The organism is Pseudomonas sp. TE50-2 (assembly GCF_040813665.1).
Taxonomy (GTDB): Bacteria; Pseudomonadota; Gammaproteobacteria; order Pseudomonadales; family Pseudomonadaceae; genus Aquipseudomonas; species Aquipseudomonas soli.
This window is the reverse complement of sequence record NZ_JBFNXN010000001.1, coordinates 132,750-148,703: the sequence shown is the minus strand read 5'-3', so window position 1 is coordinate 148,703 and position 15,954 is coordinate 132,750. Positions and strand designations below refer to the sequence as shown.

The window sequence follows — 15,954 nt, the reverse complement described above, 5'->3', positions numbered from 1 at the left end:
GCACCGTTGCAAGCGCCCCATCGCGGGGCAAGCCCGCTCCCACGAAGGACCACGCATCCCTCGTGGGAGATTCTATGGTTTGCAGCAAGCCAGTTTTCCGCCTTTAGTGACATATTCGTCCTGGTTTTTCATCAGGGCGAATGCCACTCGTGCAAGCTTTCTAGCCAGGATTACCAGCGCCTGTGTCGTTGCTTTACCCGCTTTCCGATATTGTTCGTAGACGTCTTTCCAAGCAGCCGATCGGCTCGCCGCCATGGCGGCGTTATGCAATAGACGCCTGATCTCCGAGCAGCCTCTTTTCGTCAGGCGGCGGCGTCCATTTTTCTGTCCTGAATCACTGACTCGTAGATCCATTCCCAGGAATGCAATGTACGAGTCACTGCTTTTGAACTCGCCCCGCATAAAGGCCATCACCAATGCCGTAGCGGTGAGAAAACCAATGCCCTCTATCGCTTGGCAGCGGGCAACTTGTTCGTGCAGGCCAGCTTCTCGCAGCACTTCCTTAATCTTTTTTTGGATCAGTAGATCCAGCCTGTCTATGGATTTTACAAAGGTTTTGAAGGCGACTTTCAACAAGGCTTCATTAGCCCAGCTCTGCATCATTGCAGTGCGAGCAGTCACCAAGGCCGATCTGCGTCGAAGAAGGCTCTGTAGCTTGCCGTAGACGGCGGGAGGAGGAGTCCAAGGGCGAAGGTCTTCCCCCTCGTTTTTCAAAAACCGGGACAGCAGCCGAGCATCAGAAGGATCCGTTTTCACTCGTCCACCCACGCTTTTCCGGTAGTTGCTCAGCTGGAACCCATCAATGACATACACCTCGAAGCCTAGGCTGTGAGCCAGTTCAACCAGATCGAGGTGATAAACATTAGTCGCCTCAACAGCAATAGCCGTGTTGAGAGGCTGCTGTTTCAGCCATCTTTTGATTTCGAGTTTGGCGTTTTTCAGCCTGATGACCTCATCGCGATCATCGTGATGAATCACCAGTTCAGCTTTCGCGACATCCGCACCCACGATCAGCTTGCCAACCTGCATTGCCATGGGCGCTTCCTCACGTTATGGTTTTTTGGCTTGAAGGGGTTTCACCAAGAGGCGCTGGCTTGCTTCTATCGTCGCTTGCAAACGATGCATTCTTTATCGGCGCTTTGGTGGAAGGGGTGGGGCGATGTCTCCCACGGTCTGTACTGATGCGAACAGTCAGAATCGGGCATTTAGTCCCACCACCCCTTCAAGTCTAACCATACAAGCGGGCTTGCCCCGCGATGGGGCGACGCCGTTTCAGTCCTATAAAAATCAGAAAAAGGAAAACATCGTGGCCGCTGATATCCAAGACAGCCGCTCCGCCCGCTTTGCCCTGCGCTGCTCCAACTGGGCCGAACGCTGGTTCCCCGATTCCTGGGTGTTCGCCGCCCTGGCCGTGATGCTGGTGGCCCTCGGCGCCCTGGCCATGGGCGGCAAGCCCACCGACACCGCCAAGGCCTTCGGTGACGGCTTCTGGAGCCTGATCCCGTTCACCATGCAGATGGCCTTCGTGGTCATCGGCGGCTATGTGGTGGCCAGCTCGCCACCCGCCGCCCGGCTGATCGACCGCCTGGCGCGCCTGCCGAAGAACGGCCGCTCGGCGGTGTGCTGGGTGGCGCTGATCTCGATGCTCGCCTCCTTGCTCAACTGGGGCCTGTCGCTGGTGTTCGGCGGCCTGCTGGTGCGCGCCCTGGCGCGCCGCACCGACCTGAAGATGGACTACCGCGCCGCCGGCGCCGCCGCCTACCTGGGCCTGGGCGCGGTGTGGGCGCTGGGCCTGTCGTCGTCGGCCGCGCAGTTGCAGGCCAACCCGGCCAGCCTGCCGCCATCGATCCTGTCGATCACCGGGGTGATCCCGTTCACCGAGACCATCTTCCTCTGGCAGTCCGGGGTGATGCTTGCCGCGCTGGTGATCGTCTCGCTGATCGTCGCCTATGCCACCGCGCCTGGCCCGAACAGCGCTCGCAGCGCGCAGGACTGTGGAGTGGACCCCAGCTTCAGCGCACCGCCTTCGCCCCAGCGCACGCGCCCGGGTGAGTGGCTGGAATACAGCCCGATCCTGATCCTGCTGCTGGTGGCCCTGGCCGCCGGCTGGCTGTACCAGGAGTTCGCCACCAAGCCGGCGATCACCGCGATTTCCGGGCTGAACACCTACAACCTGTTGTTCATCATGCTCGGTGCCTTGCTGCACTGGCGCCCACGCAGCTTCCTCGATGCCGTGGCCCGCGCCGTGCCGACCACCACCGGGGTGCTGATCCAGTTCCCGCTGTACGGCTCGATCGCCGCCATCCTCACCCAGGTCAAGGGCGCGGACGCCCAGACCCTGGCCCACCATATCTCGCTGTTCTTCACCCAGATCGCCACCCATGACACCTACGCCTTGCTGATGGGCGTGTACTCGGCGGTGCTCGGCTTCTTCATTCCGTCCGGGGGTGGCAAGTGGATCATCGAGGCGCCGTACGTGATGCTGGTGGCCAACGACCTGCAATACCACCTGGGCTGGGCGGTGCAGATCTACAACGCCGCCGAGGCGCTGCCGAACCTGATCAACCCGTTCTACATGCTGCCGCTGCTGGGGGTGTTGGGGCTCAAGGCGCGTGACCTGATCGGCTTCTCGTTCGTGCAGTTACTGGTGCATGTGCCGCTGGTGCTGGTGTTGCTGTGGGCGCTGGGCACCACGTTGCGATATGTCCCGCCTGTAATGCCCTGATCAGGCAGGCCCCCTCAGGCGCCTGCCTGGGAGGATGTCTGATGGGCGGACGGTGGACGGCTGCAAGCGCTATGGATCGGCGCTTGTGCAGCCCCGTGTGCGCCGAGTGTCAACGGATGGATGATGCGGAGCTGGGGATGGCGCATTAGCCCACGGATCTCCGCGTCCGCCTGCAGGTGCGGCGCAAGGCCGTTCCTGCCGGCTTATTCTTCTGCCTGGCGTGACAGATACACCGGCGGCACCTGGTCTACCAGCCAGACACCGTTGTCCGCTTGATAGAACACTGCTCCCGCTGCGCGCATGGCCTGGGTATCGACCGTGAGCAGCACCGGCTGGCCATAGCGCTTGCCCACCGTCAACGCAGTCTGCGGATCCTCGCTCAGGTGTACATGATGACGGCTGCCCGGGATCAGGCCCTGGGCTTCGATGGAGGCCAGGAAGCGGCTGGCGGTGCCGTGATAGAGCAGGGCGGGTGGCGTCTTGGCGACATGGCGCATTTCGACCTGGTTGCTGCTGTGGCCCTGGGCGGCGCGGATGCGGCGGCCATCGTCGGAGAGGGTGAAACGGCGTTTGTCATTGGTCTCGACCACTTCACGCAGGGCGTGCAGGTCGAAGGCATGACCTTGCCTGCCGGCGCCGTGGATCAGCGCATCGACATCGGCCCAGCCGTCGCGGTCGAGGGGCAGGTCAATGGATTCGGGGGCGTGGCGCAGTACGTAGCTGAGGAATTTGCTGAGGGCGTCGCGTTGTTTCTGGTTCACTGGAAAGGTCCTTTTCCATGGCTTCTGGTCGTTTGGGTCGGGGGCATTCTCCGGGTTCGGGGTCGAGTTCTCAAGTGTGTAGAGCACCTGTGGGAGCGGACTCCCACAGGTATGTCGCTGATATCAGCCCTGACGCAAAGCGTCGAGCAGCGTCTTCAGTTTGTCGCGGCCCTCGGCATCCAGCCCGAACACCGGCCGCCGTGGCTCGCCTACCGGTAGCCCGGTCATCTCAAGGCCAGCCTTGATGGTCGCCGGCAAGCCGCCCTTGAGGATGAAGTCGAGCAACGGCAACTGGCGGTAGAACAGTGCCTTGGCCTGTTCCAGCTCACCGCTCTGCACCGCCTGGTACAGCCGCAGGTTCAGTTCGGGAATCAGGTTGGCCGCCGCCGTGCACCAGCCCGTGGCGCCGGCAACGAAAGCTTCCAGTGCCAGCGGGTTGCAGCCGTTGTAGAACGGCACTTGGCCCTCACCGAGCAGTTGCAGCTTGTGCATGCGCTGGATGTCGCCGGTGCTCTCCTTGACCATGGTCACGTTGTCCACCTCGCGCACGATACGCAGGATCAGCTCCACCGGCATGTCGGTGCCGCTGGTGGCCGGGTTGTTGTAGAGCATGATCGGGATGTCGATGGCCGCGCCAATGGCGCGGTAGTGCTGGAGGATCTCGGTTTCGCTGAGCTTCCAGTAGGCGGCCGGCAGCACCATTACCGCGTCGGCGCCGTGCTGCTGGGCAAAGCGGGCGCGGCGCACCGCGCCGGCGGTGGTCAGGTCGGAGACGCTGACGATGCTCGGTACGCGCCTGGCGATGCGCTCCAGGCTGTACTGGGCGACCTGCTGCCATTCGCTGTCGCTCAGATAAGCGCCTTCGCCGGTGCTGCCCAGCGGGGCGATGGCGTGGGCGCCGCCTGCGATCAGGCGGTCGATGGACTGGCCCAGCGCCGGCAGGTCGAGCTGCTCGCCGTCGGCGCTGAACGGGGTGATGGTGTAGCCGATGATGCCGTGGAATTGATTAGTCATTGTGCAAGGCTCCGCAAGCAAGGCGTAAAGGGATCAGTTCAGGCAATCGGCGTGGCTGCGCAGGGCCTGCCGGGCGTAGTAGTTGAAGGCGGCGCCATGGCGCTTGGGCCGGTCGATCCAGTCGTGGGCGTCGCGGCCCAGCTCCGGGGCGATCGGCTTGATGGTGCCGGCGGCCATCGCCAGCAGTTGCAGGCGTGCGGCGCGTTCGATCAGCTGGGCGTAGACGCAGGCCTGCTCGATGCTGGTGCCGGTGGACAGCTGGCCGTGGTGCGAGAGCAGGATGGCGCGCTTGTCGCCCAGTGCGGCGCTGATGATCTCGCCTTCCTCGTTACCCACCGGCACGCCCGGCCAGGCTTCGAGGAATGCGCAGTCTTCGTAGAGCGGGCAGAGGTCCATGTGCGAGACCTGCAGCGGCACTTCCAGCATCGACAGCGCGGCGACGTGGGTAGGGTGGGTGTGGATGATGCAGTTGACGTCGGGGCGGGCGCGGTACACCCAGCTGTGAAAGCGGTTGGCCGGGTTGGGCATGCCTTCGCCCTCCAGCACTTCGAGGTCTTCGTTGACCAGCAGCAGGTTGCTGGCGGTGATTTCGTCGAAACCCAGGCCCAACTGTTGAGTGTAGAAGGTGCCCGGTTGCGCGCCACGGGCGCTGATCTGCCCGGCCAGGCCCGAGTCGTGGCCGTTGTCGAAGAGAATTCGGCAGGTCAGGGCCAGCTTTTCGCGCACAGTCCACGTATTATCGGCAAGCGAGCCTTGCATCTGTGTCAGTGCCTTTTGCACCAGCTGGTCTTTGCTGAGGGTAAGGGTATTGGCCATGGGGATCTTTCCTCTGTGGCGTGATGACGGATGTCAGGGCTGGCTCGCCCCCGAGCTTTGGACGGTGAGGGGGCGAACCATCAGATGACACAAATAATCCTATATGACACAAAGTGTCATGCGCAAGTGCGTTTGTTCGGGAAACCCGCTTCACATGTCTATCCGACTGAAACTGCTGAGAAAGAAACTGGGCATCACCCTTGAGCAGCTGGCCGAGAAGTCCGGCATGACCAAGAGCTACCTGTCCAAGGTCGAGCGTGGCCTCAACACGCCGTCGATCGCCGCGGCGCTGAAGCTGGCGCGGGCGTTGAACGTCAATGTCGAGGAACTGTTCGACGGCGAGCATGATGGCCAGGCGCGCTACAGCCTGGTACGCCGCGGCGAGCGCCAGGCGCTGGTGGGCGGCGGCGAGGGGCCTGGGTATGCGGTGCTGACTTCGCAGGTTGGCCAGCGCAGCCTGTTGCCGTTCCTGATCCAGCCGCCGACCGAGTTCAGCGACCCGACCTTCAAGGAACACGAGGGCGAGGAGTTCCTGTTCGTCCACGAGGGGCAGGTGGAGGTGGACTTCATGAGCGAGCGGGTGTTGCTGGAGGCCGGCGACGCCTTGCATTTCAATGCCCAGACCCCGCACCGCCTGCGTTCGGTCGGCGAGCGCCAGGCGCAGTTGCTGGTGGTGGTGCAGGGCGGCGAAGGGTGAGGGTGGGGCGATGATCGAGGTCTCGCGGTTCTGGCGTGATCCGGCATTGCCCTTCGTCGAGGCCCGCCTGGTCGGGGATGGCCGCCAGGTGTGCTACACCGCGCATTCCCACGCGAGCTTTTCCATCGGCGTGATCACCGGCGGGCGCAGCACTTACCTGACCGGTGATGCACGGCATGAAGTGGCCGTGGGGACCACGGTGCTCATGAATCCAGGGGTGGTGCACACCTGCAACCCCATCCAGGGCGAACCTTGGTCCTACCTGATGCTGTTCGTTGATTTGCCGTGGTTGCAGGCCCGAGGGTTCGAACTGCCGGCAGCGACATTGAGCACGTCGACTGCGCTGTACGGGCGGTTGCTCGACCTGTTCGCCGGGCTGCTCGACAGCGAGGCGCTGGACAAGGCCGAGCGGCTGGCGACGTTCTTCGCAGAGCTGCCAGGTTATCTCGAGGGCGGCGCGGCGCGTCACCCACAGTCGCATCCACGCCTGGAGATGGCCGCCGCGTTCATTCGCGCCCACCGTCTGGATCCGCTGACACTGGAGGACATCTGCGCTGCGGCGGGCTTGTCGCGGGCCTACCTGACCCGCGCATTCGGCAAGCGCTTCGGGCTATCGCCGCACGCCTACCTGCTCGACCAGCGGGTGCAGCATGCCCGGGCGCAGTTGCGCGCAGGCAGGGGCATCGCCGAGGTGGCGCTGGAAGCCGGCTTTGCCGACCAGGCGCATCTGCAGCGGGCTTTCAAGCGGCACCTGGCGACCACGCCGGGGCACTATCGCAACGGCTGAAAAGCACGTGGGAGATTCTATGGTTTGCAGCAAGCCAGTTTTCCGCCTTTAGTGACATATTCGTCCTGGTTTTTCATCAGGGCGAATGCCACTCGTGCAAGCTTTCTAGCCAGGATTACCAGCGCCTGTGTCGTTGCTTTACCCGCTTTCCGATATTGTTCGTAGACGTCTTTCCAAGCAGCCGATCGGCTCGCCGCCATGGCGGCGTTATGCAATAGACGCCTGATCTCCGAGCAGCCTCTTTTCGTCAGGCGGCGGCGTCCATTTTTCTGTCCTGAATCACTGACTCGTAGATCCATTCCCAGGAATGCAATGTACGAGTCACTGCTTTTGAACTCGCCCCGCATAAAGGCCATCACCAATGCCGTAGCGGTGAGAAAACCAATGCCCTCTATCGCTTGGCAGCGGGCAACTTGTTCGTGCAGGCCAGCTTCTCGCAGCACTTCCTTAATCTTTTTTTGGATCAGTAGATCCAGCCTGTCTATGGATTTTACAAAGGTTTTGAAGGCGACTTTCAACAAGGCTTCATTAGCCCAGCTCTGCATCATTGCAGTGCGAGCAGTCACCAAGGCCGATCTGCGTCGAAGAAGGCTCTGTAGCTTGCCGTAGACGGCGGGAGGAGGAGTCCAAGGGCGAAGGTCTTCCCCCTCGTTTTTCAAAAACCGGGACAGCAGCCGAGCATCAGAAGGATCCGTTTTCACTCGTCCACCCACGCTTTTCCGGTAGTTGCTCAGCTGGAACCCATCAATGACATACACCTCGAAGCCTAGGCTGTGAGCCAGTTCAACCAGATCGAGGTGATAAACATTAGTCGCCTCAACAGCAATAGCCGTGTTGAGAGGCTGCTGTTTCAGCCATCTTTTGATTTCGAGTTTGGCGTTTTTCAGCCTGATGACCTCATCGCGATCATCGTGATGAATCACCAGTTCAGCTTTCGCGACATCCGCACCCACGATCAGCTTGCCAACCTGCATTGCCATGGGCGCTTCCTCACGTTATGGTTTTTTGGCTTGAAGGGGTTTCACCAAGAGGCGCTGGCTTGCTTCTATCGTCGCTTGCAAACGATGCATTCTTTATCGGCGCTTTGGTGGAAGGGGTGGGGCGATGTCTCCCACGGTCTGTACTGATGCGAACAGTCAGAATCGGGCATTTAGTCCCACCACCCCTTCAAGTCTAACCATACAAGTGGGCTTGCCCCGCGATAGGGCCCGAACCGTCAACCTCATACCATCAGGTACACCGCGCTCGCCACCAGCAACCCCGCCAGCACCCGATTGAGCAGACGCATCCGCCACGGCTCGGCCAGGTACTGGCGGATCACACTGCCGGCCCAGGCCCAGCTGGCCACGGAGACGAAGCAGATCGGCCCGTAGATCCAGGTGAACAGCCACAACAGCTGCTGTTCGCCGCCGGTATAGGCGCCGATGCCGGCCACGGCCGCCAGCCAGGCCTTGGGGCTCAGCCACTGCATGGCCGCGCCGTGCCAGGCACTTGGCGCCCGCTTGCCATCCTCGGCCCCCAGCGCGCCGTCGTCGCTGGCCAGCTTCCATGCCATGTACAGCAGGAACAGCACCCCGCCCCAATGCAACAGCTGCCCCAGCAACGGCCAGCGCAGCAGCACCTCATGCACGCCCAGACCCACCAGCACCAGCAGCAGGCAGAAGCCCAGGGTGGCGCCGGCCGCATGCCCGATGCTGGCCCGCAGGCCGTGGCGCGCGCCGCTGCCGAGGGCGACGATGTTGACCGGGCCGGGGGAGATGGAGGCGGCCAGGGCGAAGGCCGCCATGGACAGTGTCAGGCTCATCGGGCGTTTCCTTGTGGGGAGGATAGTGCGGCTATCCTGCCCGAGGCCGCGGCGCGGGTATTGAACAAAAATGCCCAAGGGGCCTATCAGCTGGAGGGTGTGTTGGCGTTGTCCTGGGTTTGCTGGGCTTGCTGCTGGGCGGGTGACTGGGCGTCACCCTTGGCGATCTGCTCGGCCTGCTGGTGTTGCAGCGCCCATTGGTCGCTGCGTTCCTTGAGGCGGTCGGCGCCGCCTTCGGCAAAGGCCGAGGTGGCCGAGATCGTTGCCAGCAGGGCGAGTGCACAGGTTAGGGTTTTCATCACCGGGGTCTCCATCGATTGACCTGAAAAACGGCCGCCAGGCGGCCGGGTTGAGGCAAGGATGGCGTGCGCAGATTTTCCCAGGATTAACACCTTGATCAGTTGGCTAGCAGTTGTTCGTGCACCCATCCGTGGTCCGTGAGCACCATGGCGCGGGTTTCCTCCAGCGGCTTGGCGGCACTGGCGGCTGCCTGGCCGAGGCCTGCGATGCCGGCCTGGACCGCCGCGTCGCTGGCCCAGGTCGGCAGTTCGTTCACCTGGTAGCTGTAGCTAACCTGCGACTGCTTGCGCCCATCATGTTCGGTAGGCTTGCCGACGCTGTTGATGGCGGTGACCTTGGCCTTGCCGAAGCACAGCCCGCCGGTGCTGGCGCCGTTTGCCTTGCGCCTTGCATCGGCCTTGTAGTAGCGGCGGCCCTCGTCGGTGAGGTCGTAGGCGTAGTAGATGTCGGTGCGTGCCGGCTGCCACAGGCGCTCAGGGACTTCGGTACGGGCAACCTCCCGTTCGCTGACCACGCCGACCTGGGCCAGGGCGTGCAGGGCCTGGTTGGTTCCTTCGACATCGAAGTCACGGGTGCGGGTGGGGAAGGCGCTGATCACGAAACAGTGCGGGTACTGGCTGTCGAGGTAGGCTTGGGCAGCCTGGCGCAGGTCGGCTTCACGAGGCTGCTGGTTGTCCGAGCAGCCGACCAGGGTCGCCAGCAACGCCAGCGGTATGATCTTCCTGTCCATTGTAAGGCTTCCTTGTATTGCCAATTGCTGGGTGGAGCGCAGGCCAGGATTAGAACCCGCGGGCCAGAGCGGCCGCAATCGTGGCACGACGACATATCGCCCGTGCTGTGCGCTGTTTGGCAAAGCCTGCCTCTGGCACCGACTGGCGGCCAACCGGCAAATGGTGAGTGTTCAGCCATACTCTGCTGGTTCCGCCCCGGCGTCGTCGGGGTGACCTGAAGCGGGCAGAGGGGAGCAGGCGATGGCCAAGGGCAAGCGCAAGGGTGAGGTCGACGAGAAGCTTGGACGCAAGACCTACGAGGCGGAACTCAGGCGCCTGCATGTGGAGCTGGTCAAGCTCCAGCAGTGGGTGGTAGAGAAGGGCCTGAAGGTGTGCATCGTCTTCGAAGGCCGCGACGGCGCGGGCAAGGGCGGCACCATCAAGGCCATCACCGAGCGCGTCAGCCCGCGGGTGTTCCGCGTGGTGGCGCTGCCGGCGCCCACCGAGCGCGAGAAGACCCAGATGTACGCCCAGCGCTACCTGACCCACCTGCCGGCGGCCGGCGAGGTGGTGATCTTCGACCGCAGTTGGTACAACCGCGCCGGCGTGGAGCGGGTGATGGGCTTCTGCAGCGACGAGCAGGCCCACAAGTTCCTCACCGTGGTGCCGATGTTCGAGCGGATGATGGTCGAGTCGGGGATCATCCTCATCAAGTACTGGCTCGAGGTCAGTGCCGAGGAACAGGCCCGCCGGCTGCAGGACCGCATCAGCGACGGGCGCAAGCTGTGGAAGCTGTCGCCGATGGACGTCAAGTCCTACAACCGCTGGGACGACTACACCCGCGCCCGCGACGACATGTTCGCCGCCTCCGATTCTTCCTGGGCACCCTGGTACATGGCGCGCTCGGAGGACAAGCGCAAGGCACGGCTGAATATCATCAGTCACCTGTTGCAGCAGATCCCGTACAAGGACCTCAGCCGGGAGCACAAGGTGACACTGCCCAAGCGCGGCAAGATCGGCAAGTACAAGGCGCAGCCGTATCCGTTCAAGATGGTGGCGCAGCGGTTTTGATGCCTGCCTGGGTCGGGGCAGGGGATTCGGGCTTGCGCTCAGCCAGTCTTAGCTGGACTTCCACGCGCCTGTCGACTGCCAGGCACTCTTTCAGCGCTGCCGTGCTCATCTCGGCAGGACAGCTGGATCTGGGCGACAGTGATCCCTGCCCGATGCGTTTTACCTGAAGGTCGGCGGGCAGTTGGTCCTGTAGCGCCACGTAGACACTTTCGGCCCGGCGTGCCGATAACTCTATGTTCGAGTCGCCGCTACGCAACACGGGCATTCTGTCGGTGTACCCGGTGATGGTGGCGGCATCGATAGCCAGGTGCCTGCCCTGCAGCTTCAGCATCTCATCGGCGAAATGGGACAACTGCTGTTTGCCATACTTGTTGAGTTGGTCTTCGTAGTGATCGAACAAGGCGTCTGCCTGCAGTGTGCGACAGGTGGTGAATGCGGTGTCCTTGTTCTCGGCCCGCAGGACCTTCATGCCCGTGCGCTCGAGCTCGATTGTCACACGGGGCTTCCACTTTTCATCTTCGTAAGCCAGCAGTTGAACCAAGCTGCGCTCCCCCAGACCGTGCCACAGGACGTTGAAATGGTGGGCGATGTAACTCTTGTTATCGGTTGTCATGCATCCATAAATAGACAGGTCGAGTTCCTTGGCAATGCTGTCGACGACAGCGCGATTCTCTTCGTTCAGCGCCAGGGAGACGTTGCCCTGCTGGATACCGATGAAACTGAACGAGCCGCGGATGATCTTGCCCAAGGCGGGTATCGCCATGGTTGGAACCAGGAAGATTGCCGTGGCGGCAATCACGATGCGCCAGCGGGCACGTTCTGTGGAGGCAGGACTATCGGCTGACGATGACAGGGAAGATTGAGGGTCGCTTGCGGGTGCGCTTTGCAACGTGGAATCGCCAGCCTCATTCGATGCGGGCATGGCAGCGGGCGTCATGGATTGCCGTGAGTCGGAGGTCCGCCACTTGAAGGCTGTAATGTAGAGGATAAAGCCGGAAACGCAGGGTGCGACAAAGCTTTCAGGACTTTCAAGTCTAAAGGCCAAGTAGGCAAGCAGAGCCAGGAACGTCAGGCAGACGATCGCGTACATCGCCTTTTCCAGCAGTTGCCATGCAGCCTTTTTTCTATCGCTGCTCAGGGGCTCCTCGAAAATGAGGTGGCCGAAGTAGCAGATCATGAATCCCATCAGCAGCCACAAGAAATAGACAAGCCCGAATCCCAGGGCAATGAATACGAACACCAGGCCATCGGCCAGGTTGAGGCCCGTGGGGAAAAAGTTGATGAGGAACGCGCAATAGCCCCAAGTAATGACGACGCCCCAGCCGATAACCAGCTTGGAGGCCAGGCTCATGTGTTTATTGATCAGGTCAAGGAGCTCGGACAAGCAGAACCTCTACATCGGCGTGGAAAACGACCAGCTTCACGCGCTTACAGCAGGATGTCAAATTGACATCATTTAGAGGTCGCAGGTAATGCCCAAGCGCATGGCGCAGCGACCGGTCAGGCCGTGGGCCAGCTCGCCGGAGATGACGGCCTGCAGGCGATGATCCAGCTGTCGCGCCGCCAGACGTTCGAAGCCGTAGCGCTGATAGAACGGGGCATTCCAGGGGACATCGTCGAAGGTGGTCAGGGTCAGCCAGGCCAGGCCCTTGAGGCGAGCGGCATGCCGTGCCTGGTCCAGCAGGCGCCGGCCCAAGCCGCGGCCCTGGGCCTCTTGCCGCACGGACAGCTCCTGGATGTGCAAGGCGTCGTCGGCAACGCTGGCGCAGAGAAAACCCAGTGCCTGGTCCTGGTCATCCACGGCGACCCAGCTGCAACCTTCGCTCACGAATGCCAGGTGTTCGGCTTCATTCATCACGTCGCTGTCGGCCAGCCAGGCGAGGTGCGGCAATTGCCGGAATGCCTGGGCGGCGGAGCGTTCCAGGGCAGGGAGCGCTGGAACATCAGCGGTGAGAGTAGGGCGGACAGGCATGGGGGACACAAGACCTTCAGGCACGGGCGTTGACGCGCAGTAACGTGCAGTTTGCCAGATCGACGCGGGAAGGTGTTGCAATGTAATTGTTATAACGTAACATTTACATTCTTCCTCCCAGGCAGGACCCTCACCGTGATCCGCAGAAACCCCTCCGGCCATCTTCCGCAAATCGCCGAATCGGCCTATATCGACCACACCGCCATCATCTGCGGCAAGGTGATCATCCACGACAACGTGTTCGTCGGCCCTTATGCGGTAATCCGCGCCGACGAGGTGGACGCCAGCGGCGACATGCAGCCAATCGTCATCGGCGCCAATTCCAATATCCAGGACGGCGTGGTGATCCATTCCAAGTCCGGCGCGGCAGTGCGCATCGGCCAGTACAGCTCGATCGCCCACCGCTCCATCGTCCACGGTCCGTGCGAAGTCGGCGACCGGGTGTTCATCGGCTTCAACAGCGTGCTGTTCAACTGCAAGGTCGGTGATGGCAGCGTGGTGCGGCACAACTCGGTGGTCGACGGCCGCGACTTGCCACCGCGCTTCTACGTGCCGCCCACCGAGCACATCGGCCCGCATACCGACCTGGAGCGCTACCCGCCGGTCAGCGTGTCGGCCTCGGAGTTTTCCGAGGACGTGGCGCGCACCAATATCGACCTAGTCCAGGGCTACAAGGCCTTGCAGAACGAGTTCTGAGCATGGACACGCTATTGGTGCGCAATGCGCGGCTGGTCAACGAGGGCCGTGAATTCGAAGCCGACCTGCTGGTGCGCCATGGGCGCATAGAACGGATCGCCGGCAGCCTCGACAACGCCCGGGCGGCACTGGAGATCGATGCCAAGGGCGCCTGGTTGCTGCCAGGGATGATCGATGATCAGGTGCATTTTCGCGAGCCGGGGGCGCCGCACAAAGGCAGTATCGCCAGCGAGTCGCGGGCGGCGGTGGCCGGGGGCATCACCAGCTACATGGACATGCCCAACACCAACCCGCCGACGTTGACCCTGGAGGCGCTGGCCGACAAGAAGCGCCGGGCGGCGGCGGGCTCACGGGCCAACTATGGCTTTCACTTCGGCGTTAGCCGCGACAACCTCGACACCATTGCCGCCCTCGACCCGCGCGATGTTGCCGGGATCAAGGTGTTCATGGGCGCGTCCACTGGCGACATGCTGGTAGACGATCCGCAGGTGCTGGAAAAACTCTTCGTCTATGCGCCGACCATCGTCTTGGCCCATTGCGAGCACACGCCAAGCATTCTGCAGAACGAGGCTTGGTGGCGGGCGCGCCACGGCGAGTTCATTCCTCCGGCCGCGCACCCGCTGATCCGTGATGCCGACGCCTGCTACCGTTCCTCGAGCCTGGCCGTGCAGCTGGCCCGGCGCTTCGGCACGCGCCTGCATGTGCTGCACCTGACCACGGTGCGCGAGCTGGCGTTGTTCACGCCTGGCCCGGTGAGCGGCAAGCGCATCACCGCTGAGGTGTGCCTGCACCACCTGCTGTTCGACGACAGCGATTACGCCAGCCTCGGCCATCTGATCAAGTGCAATCCGGCGATCAAGACCGGCACCGACCGCGACGCCCTGCGCAACGCCCTGGCCCGTGACCGTATTGATGTGATCGGTACCGACCACGCGCCGCATACCCTGGAGGAAAAGCGCCGGGTGTATACCCGCGCGCCGTCTGGCCTGCCGCTGGTGCAGCATGCCCTGCCGGCGGCGCTGGAACTGGTCAGCGAAGGCGTGCTGAGCATGGCCCAGGTGGTGACCAAGACCAGCCATGCGGTGGCCGAGCTGTTCGCCATTCGCGAACGTGGTTTCCTGCGCGAGGGGTACTGGGCGGACTTCGCCATCGTCGAGCGCCTGGCCAGGCCACGGGCCGTGGCTGACGACCCGATCCTGGCGCGCTGCGGCTGGACGCCGTTCCAGCAGCGCGCCTTCCACCATGTGGTACGTAGCACGGTGGTGTCTGGGCAACTGGCCTGGCACCAGGGCCAGGTGCGCGACCCGTGCCAGGGATTGCCCTTGATGTTCGACCGTTGATTGAGCCAGGGGCGGCTGCGCAGCCCCTGTGGGAGCTGGCTTGCCAGCGAAAGGGGCGCGACGCGCGCCCAGCATTTCGGAACCTTGCCATGACTGAAGAGCAATTGTTGCAACAACCTGCCGCCGCCTACATGAACGAGCCGCAGCGGCAATTCTTCCGTAACCTGCTGCTGGCCCAGCGCGGCGAGCTGCAGGGCCGTATCGAACAGGAGTTCCTCGCCCTGCGGGAGCAAGAGGTGCACAGCGACCTCGCCGACATCGGCAGCGCCGAGGAAGAGCGCCACTGGCAACTGCGCTCGCTGGAGCGGGAAAAGAAGCTGCTCGACAAGATCGACCAGGCGCTGGAGCGCCTGGTCCGGGGCGACTACGGCTGGTGCGAGGAAACCGGCGAGCCGATCGGCCTGCGCCGCTTGCTGCTGCGGCCCACCGCGACCTTGTGCGTCGAGGCCAAGGAGCGCCAGGAGCTGCGCGAGCGGCATGTGCGCGACAGCGTCTAGTCGATGTTCAGGCCGTGAGCCTGCAGCTGTAACTGCCAGCGCACCGAACTGACGCCTTTCTCCAGGCTCACCCGGCCGACCAGGCGCTCCAGCTGGGTTGGCGCCTGGGGCGTGCCGAGCAGTTCGGCGCGTACTTCCAGGCGCGTCGGGTCGGCCAGGTCCTCGCTGTGCAGCGACTGCAGGCGCAGGCCCGGGTCGCTGAGGCTGTGCAGCATCAGGCTGCGCACCTGGATCTCGTCCTCGGCGCGGCAGACGATGCGCACCTCGTAGCGCTGCTCGACTTCGCTCGCCGGCAGCACGTCCTGGCGGTCGAGGCGCTGGGCGAGATCGCGCAGCAGGATGTTGGCGCACAGCACCACCAGGCTGCCCAGCGACGCCTCCAGCAACAGCCCGAGGCTGCACAGCACGCCGACCGCGGCGGTGCACCAGAGGGTGGCGGCGGTGTTCAGGCCACGCACGTTGAAGCCGTCGCGCATGATCACGCCGCCGCCGAGAAAGCCAATGCCCGATACCACATAGGCAGCGATGCGCGAGGCATCGGTGGGCGCCATGCCCGGTACGGCCTGGGTCATCAGCACGAACAGGCAGGCGCCGGTGCTGACCAGGGCGTTGGTGCGCAGGCCGGTCAGGCGCTGGCGCAGTTGACGCTCGGCGCCGATCAGGGCACCGAGCAGCAGGGCCACGCTGACGCGCAGCAGGAAGATTTTCCAATCCATAGCGAACTCCGTTCTGCGGGCGATGGCCCGCATGGGCGCCGGCTTGAG

The 15,954-nt window shown here is 63.1% G+C and carries 18 protein-coding genes; 7 read left to right on the top strand and 11 right to left on the bottom strand.

Translation table 11 applies throughout. The annotated features are described in order from the left end of the window. Positions 1 to 72 precede the first annotated feature (72 nt). The gene (locus AAHK21_RS00595) at positions 73 to 1,035 is read right to left on the bottom strand and encodes an IS110 family transposase (RefSeq protein WP_367856008.1); all 963 of its coding nucleotides are present in this window, start codon (positions 1,033 to 1,035) and stop codon (positions 73 to 75) included. A 271-nt stretch (positions 1,036 to 1,306) separates the two neighbouring features. On the opposite strand from AAHK21_RS00595, the gene AAHK21_RS00590 reads away from it, so the two are divergent. Beyond that, positions 1,307 to 2,725: a short-chain fatty acid transporter gene (locus AAHK21_RS00590; protein WP_367856012.1), complete on the top strand. Its 1,419-nt coding sequence runs from the start codon at positions 1,307 to 1,309 to the stop codon at positions 2,723 to 2,725. Positions 2,726 to 2,928: 203 nt separating this feature from the next. Here AAHK21_RS00590 and AAHK21_RS00585 read toward each other — a convergent pair whose 3' ends face one another. From AAHK21_RS00585 to AAHK21_RS00575, 3 genes are all read right to left on the bottom strand, one after another. Next, positions 2,929 to 3,486 carry an RNA 2'-phosphotransferase gene (locus tag AAHK21_RS00585; RefSeq protein WP_367856011.1) on the bottom strand — a complete coding sequence of 186 codons (558 nt, stop codon included), beginning with the start codon at positions 3,484 to 3,486 and terminating at the stop codon, positions 2,929 to 2,931. 123 nt (positions 3,487 to 3,609) lie between these two features. Beyond that, on the bottom strand, positions 3,610 to 4,500 hold the full coding sequence (locus AAHK21_RS00580; RefSeq protein WP_367856010.1) for a dihydrodipicolinate synthase family protein: 891 nt from the start codon (positions 4,498 to 4,500) through the stop codon (positions 3,610 to 3,612). 33 nt (positions 4,501 to 4,533) lie between these two features. Beyond that, entirely contained in the window at positions 4,534 to 5,316 is a 783-nt protein-coding gene (locus AAHK21_RS00575; protein WP_046855471.1) for an aldolase, read from the bottom strand. A 154-nt stretch (positions 5,317 to 5,470) separates the two neighbouring features. Between AAHK21_RS00575 and AAHK21_RS00570 the strand changes: the two genes are divergently transcribed. Next, positions 5,471 to 6,013, top strand: coding sequence for a helix-turn-helix domain-containing protein (locus tag AAHK21_RS00570; RefSeq protein WP_038706211.1), 543 nt, complete (start codon positions 5,471 to 5,473; stop codon positions 6,011 to 6,013). A gap of 10 nt (positions 6,014 to 6,023) precedes the next feature. Next, positions 6,024 to 6,800, top strand: coding sequence for an AraC family transcriptional regulator (locus AAHK21_RS00565; protein ID WP_367856009.1), 777 nt, complete (start codon positions 6,024 to 6,026; stop codon positions 6,798 to 6,800). A 17-nt stretch (positions 6,801 to 6,817) separates the two neighbouring features. On the opposite strand, the gene AAHK21_RS00560 is transcribed toward AAHK21_RS00565, so the two are convergent. From AAHK21_RS00560 to AAHK21_RS00545, 4 genes are all read right to left on the bottom strand, one after another. Next, a complete protein-coding gene (locus AAHK21_RS00560; protein WP_367856008.1) occupies positions 6,818 to 7,780 on the bottom strand; it encodes an IS110 family transposase in 963 nt (320 codons plus the stop codon). Positions 7,781 to 8,022: 242 nt separating this feature from the next. After that, positions 8,023 to 8,604, bottom strand: coding sequence for a LysE family translocator (locus tag AAHK21_RS00555; RefSeq protein WP_367856007.1), 582 nt, complete (start codon positions 8,602 to 8,604; stop codon positions 8,023 to 8,025). An 86-nt stretch (positions 8,605 to 8,690) separates the two neighbouring features. Then, entirely contained in the window at positions 8,691 to 8,903 is a 213-nt protein-coding gene (locus AAHK21_RS00550; RefSeq protein ID WP_367856006.1) for a hypothetical protein, read from the bottom strand. Between the two features lie 98 nt (positions 8,904 to 9,001). Continuing rightward, positions 9,002 to 9,634 carry a hypothetical protein gene (locus AAHK21_RS00545; RefSeq protein ID WP_367856005.1) on the bottom strand — a complete coding sequence of 211 codons (633 nt, stop codon included), beginning with the start codon at positions 9,632 to 9,634 and terminating at the stop codon, positions 9,002 to 9,004. A gap of 241 nt (positions 9,635 to 9,875) precedes the next feature. On the opposite strand from AAHK21_RS00545, the gene ppk2 reads away from it, so the two are divergent. Further along, on the top strand, positions 9,876 to 10,685 hold the full coding sequence (gene ppk2, locus AAHK21_RS00540; RefSeq protein ID WP_367856004.1) for a polyphosphate kinase 2: 810 nt from the start codon (positions 9,876 to 9,878) through the stop codon (positions 10,683 to 10,685). On the opposite strand, the gene AAHK21_RS00535 is transcribed toward ppk2, so the two are convergent. Both AAHK21_RS00535 and AAHK21_RS00530 read right to left on the bottom strand, forming a co-directional pair. Further along, a complete protein-coding gene (locus AAHK21_RS00535) occupies positions 10,660 to 12,069 on the bottom strand; it encodes an OmpA family protein (RefSeq protein ID WP_367856003.1) in 1,410 nt (469 codons plus the stop codon). The two genes, ppk2 and AAHK21_RS00535, sit on opposite strands and share 26 nt — an antisense overlap. 72 nt (positions 12,070 to 12,141) lie before the next feature. After that, positions 12,142 to 12,657: a GNAT family N-acetyltransferase gene (locus AAHK21_RS00530; protein ID WP_367856002.1), complete on the bottom strand. Its 516-nt coding sequence runs from the start codon at positions 12,655 to 12,657 to the stop codon at positions 12,142 to 12,144. 135 nt (positions 12,658 to 12,792) lie between these two features. On the opposite strand from AAHK21_RS00530, the gene AAHK21_RS00525 reads away from it, so the two are divergent. From AAHK21_RS00525 to dksA, 3 genes are all read left to right on the top strand, one after another. Continuing rightward, positions 12,793 to 13,353: a carbonate dehydratase gene (locus AAHK21_RS00525; RefSeq protein WP_046855480.1), complete on the top strand. Its 561-nt coding sequence runs from the start codon at positions 12,793 to 12,795 to the stop codon at positions 13,351 to 13,353. 2 nt (positions 13,354 to 13,355) lie between these two features. Then, positions 13,356 to 14,693 (top strand): dihydroorotase, encoded by a 1,338-nt coding sequence (locus AAHK21_RS00520; RefSeq protein ID WP_367856001.1) that lies wholly within the window; start codon positions 13,356 to 13,358, stop codon positions 14,691 to 14,693. Positions 14,694 to 14,782: 89 nt separating this feature from the next. Next, a complete protein-coding gene (gene dksA / locus AAHK21_RS00515; RefSeq protein ID WP_367856000.1) occupies positions 14,783 to 15,190 on the top strand; it encodes an RNA polymerase-binding protein DksA in 408 nt (135 codons plus the stop codon). Here the strand turns inward: dksA and AAHK21_RS00510 are convergent. Further along, positions 15,187 to 15,906 carry an MgtC/SapB family protein gene (locus AAHK21_RS00510; protein ID WP_367855999.1) on the bottom strand — a complete coding sequence of 240 codons (720 nt, stop codon included), beginning with the start codon at positions 15,904 to 15,906 and terminating at the stop codon, positions 15,187 to 15,189. The two genes, dksA and AAHK21_RS00510, sit on opposite strands and share 4 nt — an antisense overlap. Positions 15,907 to 15,954: the final 48 nt, after the last annotated feature.

Bases quoted from the DNA above. Each gene is read 5' to 3' on its own strand.
- AAHK21_RS00595 (WP_367856008.1), bottom strand. From the start codon at position 1,035: ATGGCAATGCAGGTTGGCAAGCTGATCGTGGGTGCGGATGTCGCGAAA.
- AAHK21_RS00580 (WP_367856010.1), bottom strand. From the start codon at position 4,500: ATGACTAATCAATTCCACGGCATCATCGGCTACACCATCACCCCGTTC.
- AAHK21_RS00575 (WP_046855471.1), bottom strand. From the start codon at position 5,316: ATGGCCAATACCCTTACCCTCAGCAAAGACCAGCTGGTGCAAAAGGCA.
- AAHK21_RS00570 (WP_038706211.1), top strand. From the start codon at position 5,471: ATGTCTATCCGACTGAAACTGCTGAGAAAGAAACTGGGCATCACCCTT.
- AAHK21_RS00565 (WP_367856009.1), top strand. From the start codon at position 6,024: ATGATCGAGGTCTCGCGGTTCTGGCGTGATCCGGCATTGCCCTTCGTC.
- AAHK21_RS00560 (WP_367856008.1), bottom strand. From the start codon at position 7,780: ATGGCAATGCAGGTTGGCAAGCTGATCGTGGGTGCGGATGTCGCGAAA.
- AAHK21_RS00555 (WP_367856007.1), bottom strand. From the start codon at position 8,604: ATGAGCCTGACACTGTCCATGGCGGCCTTCGCCCTGGCCGCCTCCATC.
- AAHK21_RS00550 (WP_367856006.1), bottom strand. From the start codon at position 8,903: ATGAAAACCCTAACCTGTGCACTCGCCCTGCTGGCAACGATCTCGGCC.
- AAHK21_RS00545 (WP_367856005.1), bottom strand. From the start codon at position 9,634: ATGGACAGGAAGATCATACCGCTGGCGTTGCTGGCGACCCTGGTCGGC.
- ppk2 (WP_367856004.1), top strand. From the start codon at position 9,876: ATGGCCAAGGGCAAGCGCAAGGGTGAGGTCGACGAGAAGCTTGGACGC.
- AAHK21_RS00530 (WP_367856002.1), bottom strand. From the start codon at position 12,657: ATGCCTGTCCGCCCTACTCTCACCGCTGATGTTCCAGCGCTCCCTGCC.
- AAHK21_RS00520 (WP_367856001.1), top strand. From the start codon at position 13,356: ATGGACACGCTATTGGTGCGCAATGCGCGGCTGGTCAACGAGGGCCGT.
- dksA (WP_367856000.1), top strand. From the start codon at position 14,783: ATGACTGAAGAGCAATTGTTGCAACAACCTGCCGCCGCCTACATGAAC.
- AAHK21_RS00510 (WP_367855999.1), bottom strand. From the start codon at position 15,906: ATGGATTGGAAAATCTTCCTGCTGCGCGTCAGCGTGGCCCTGCTGCTC.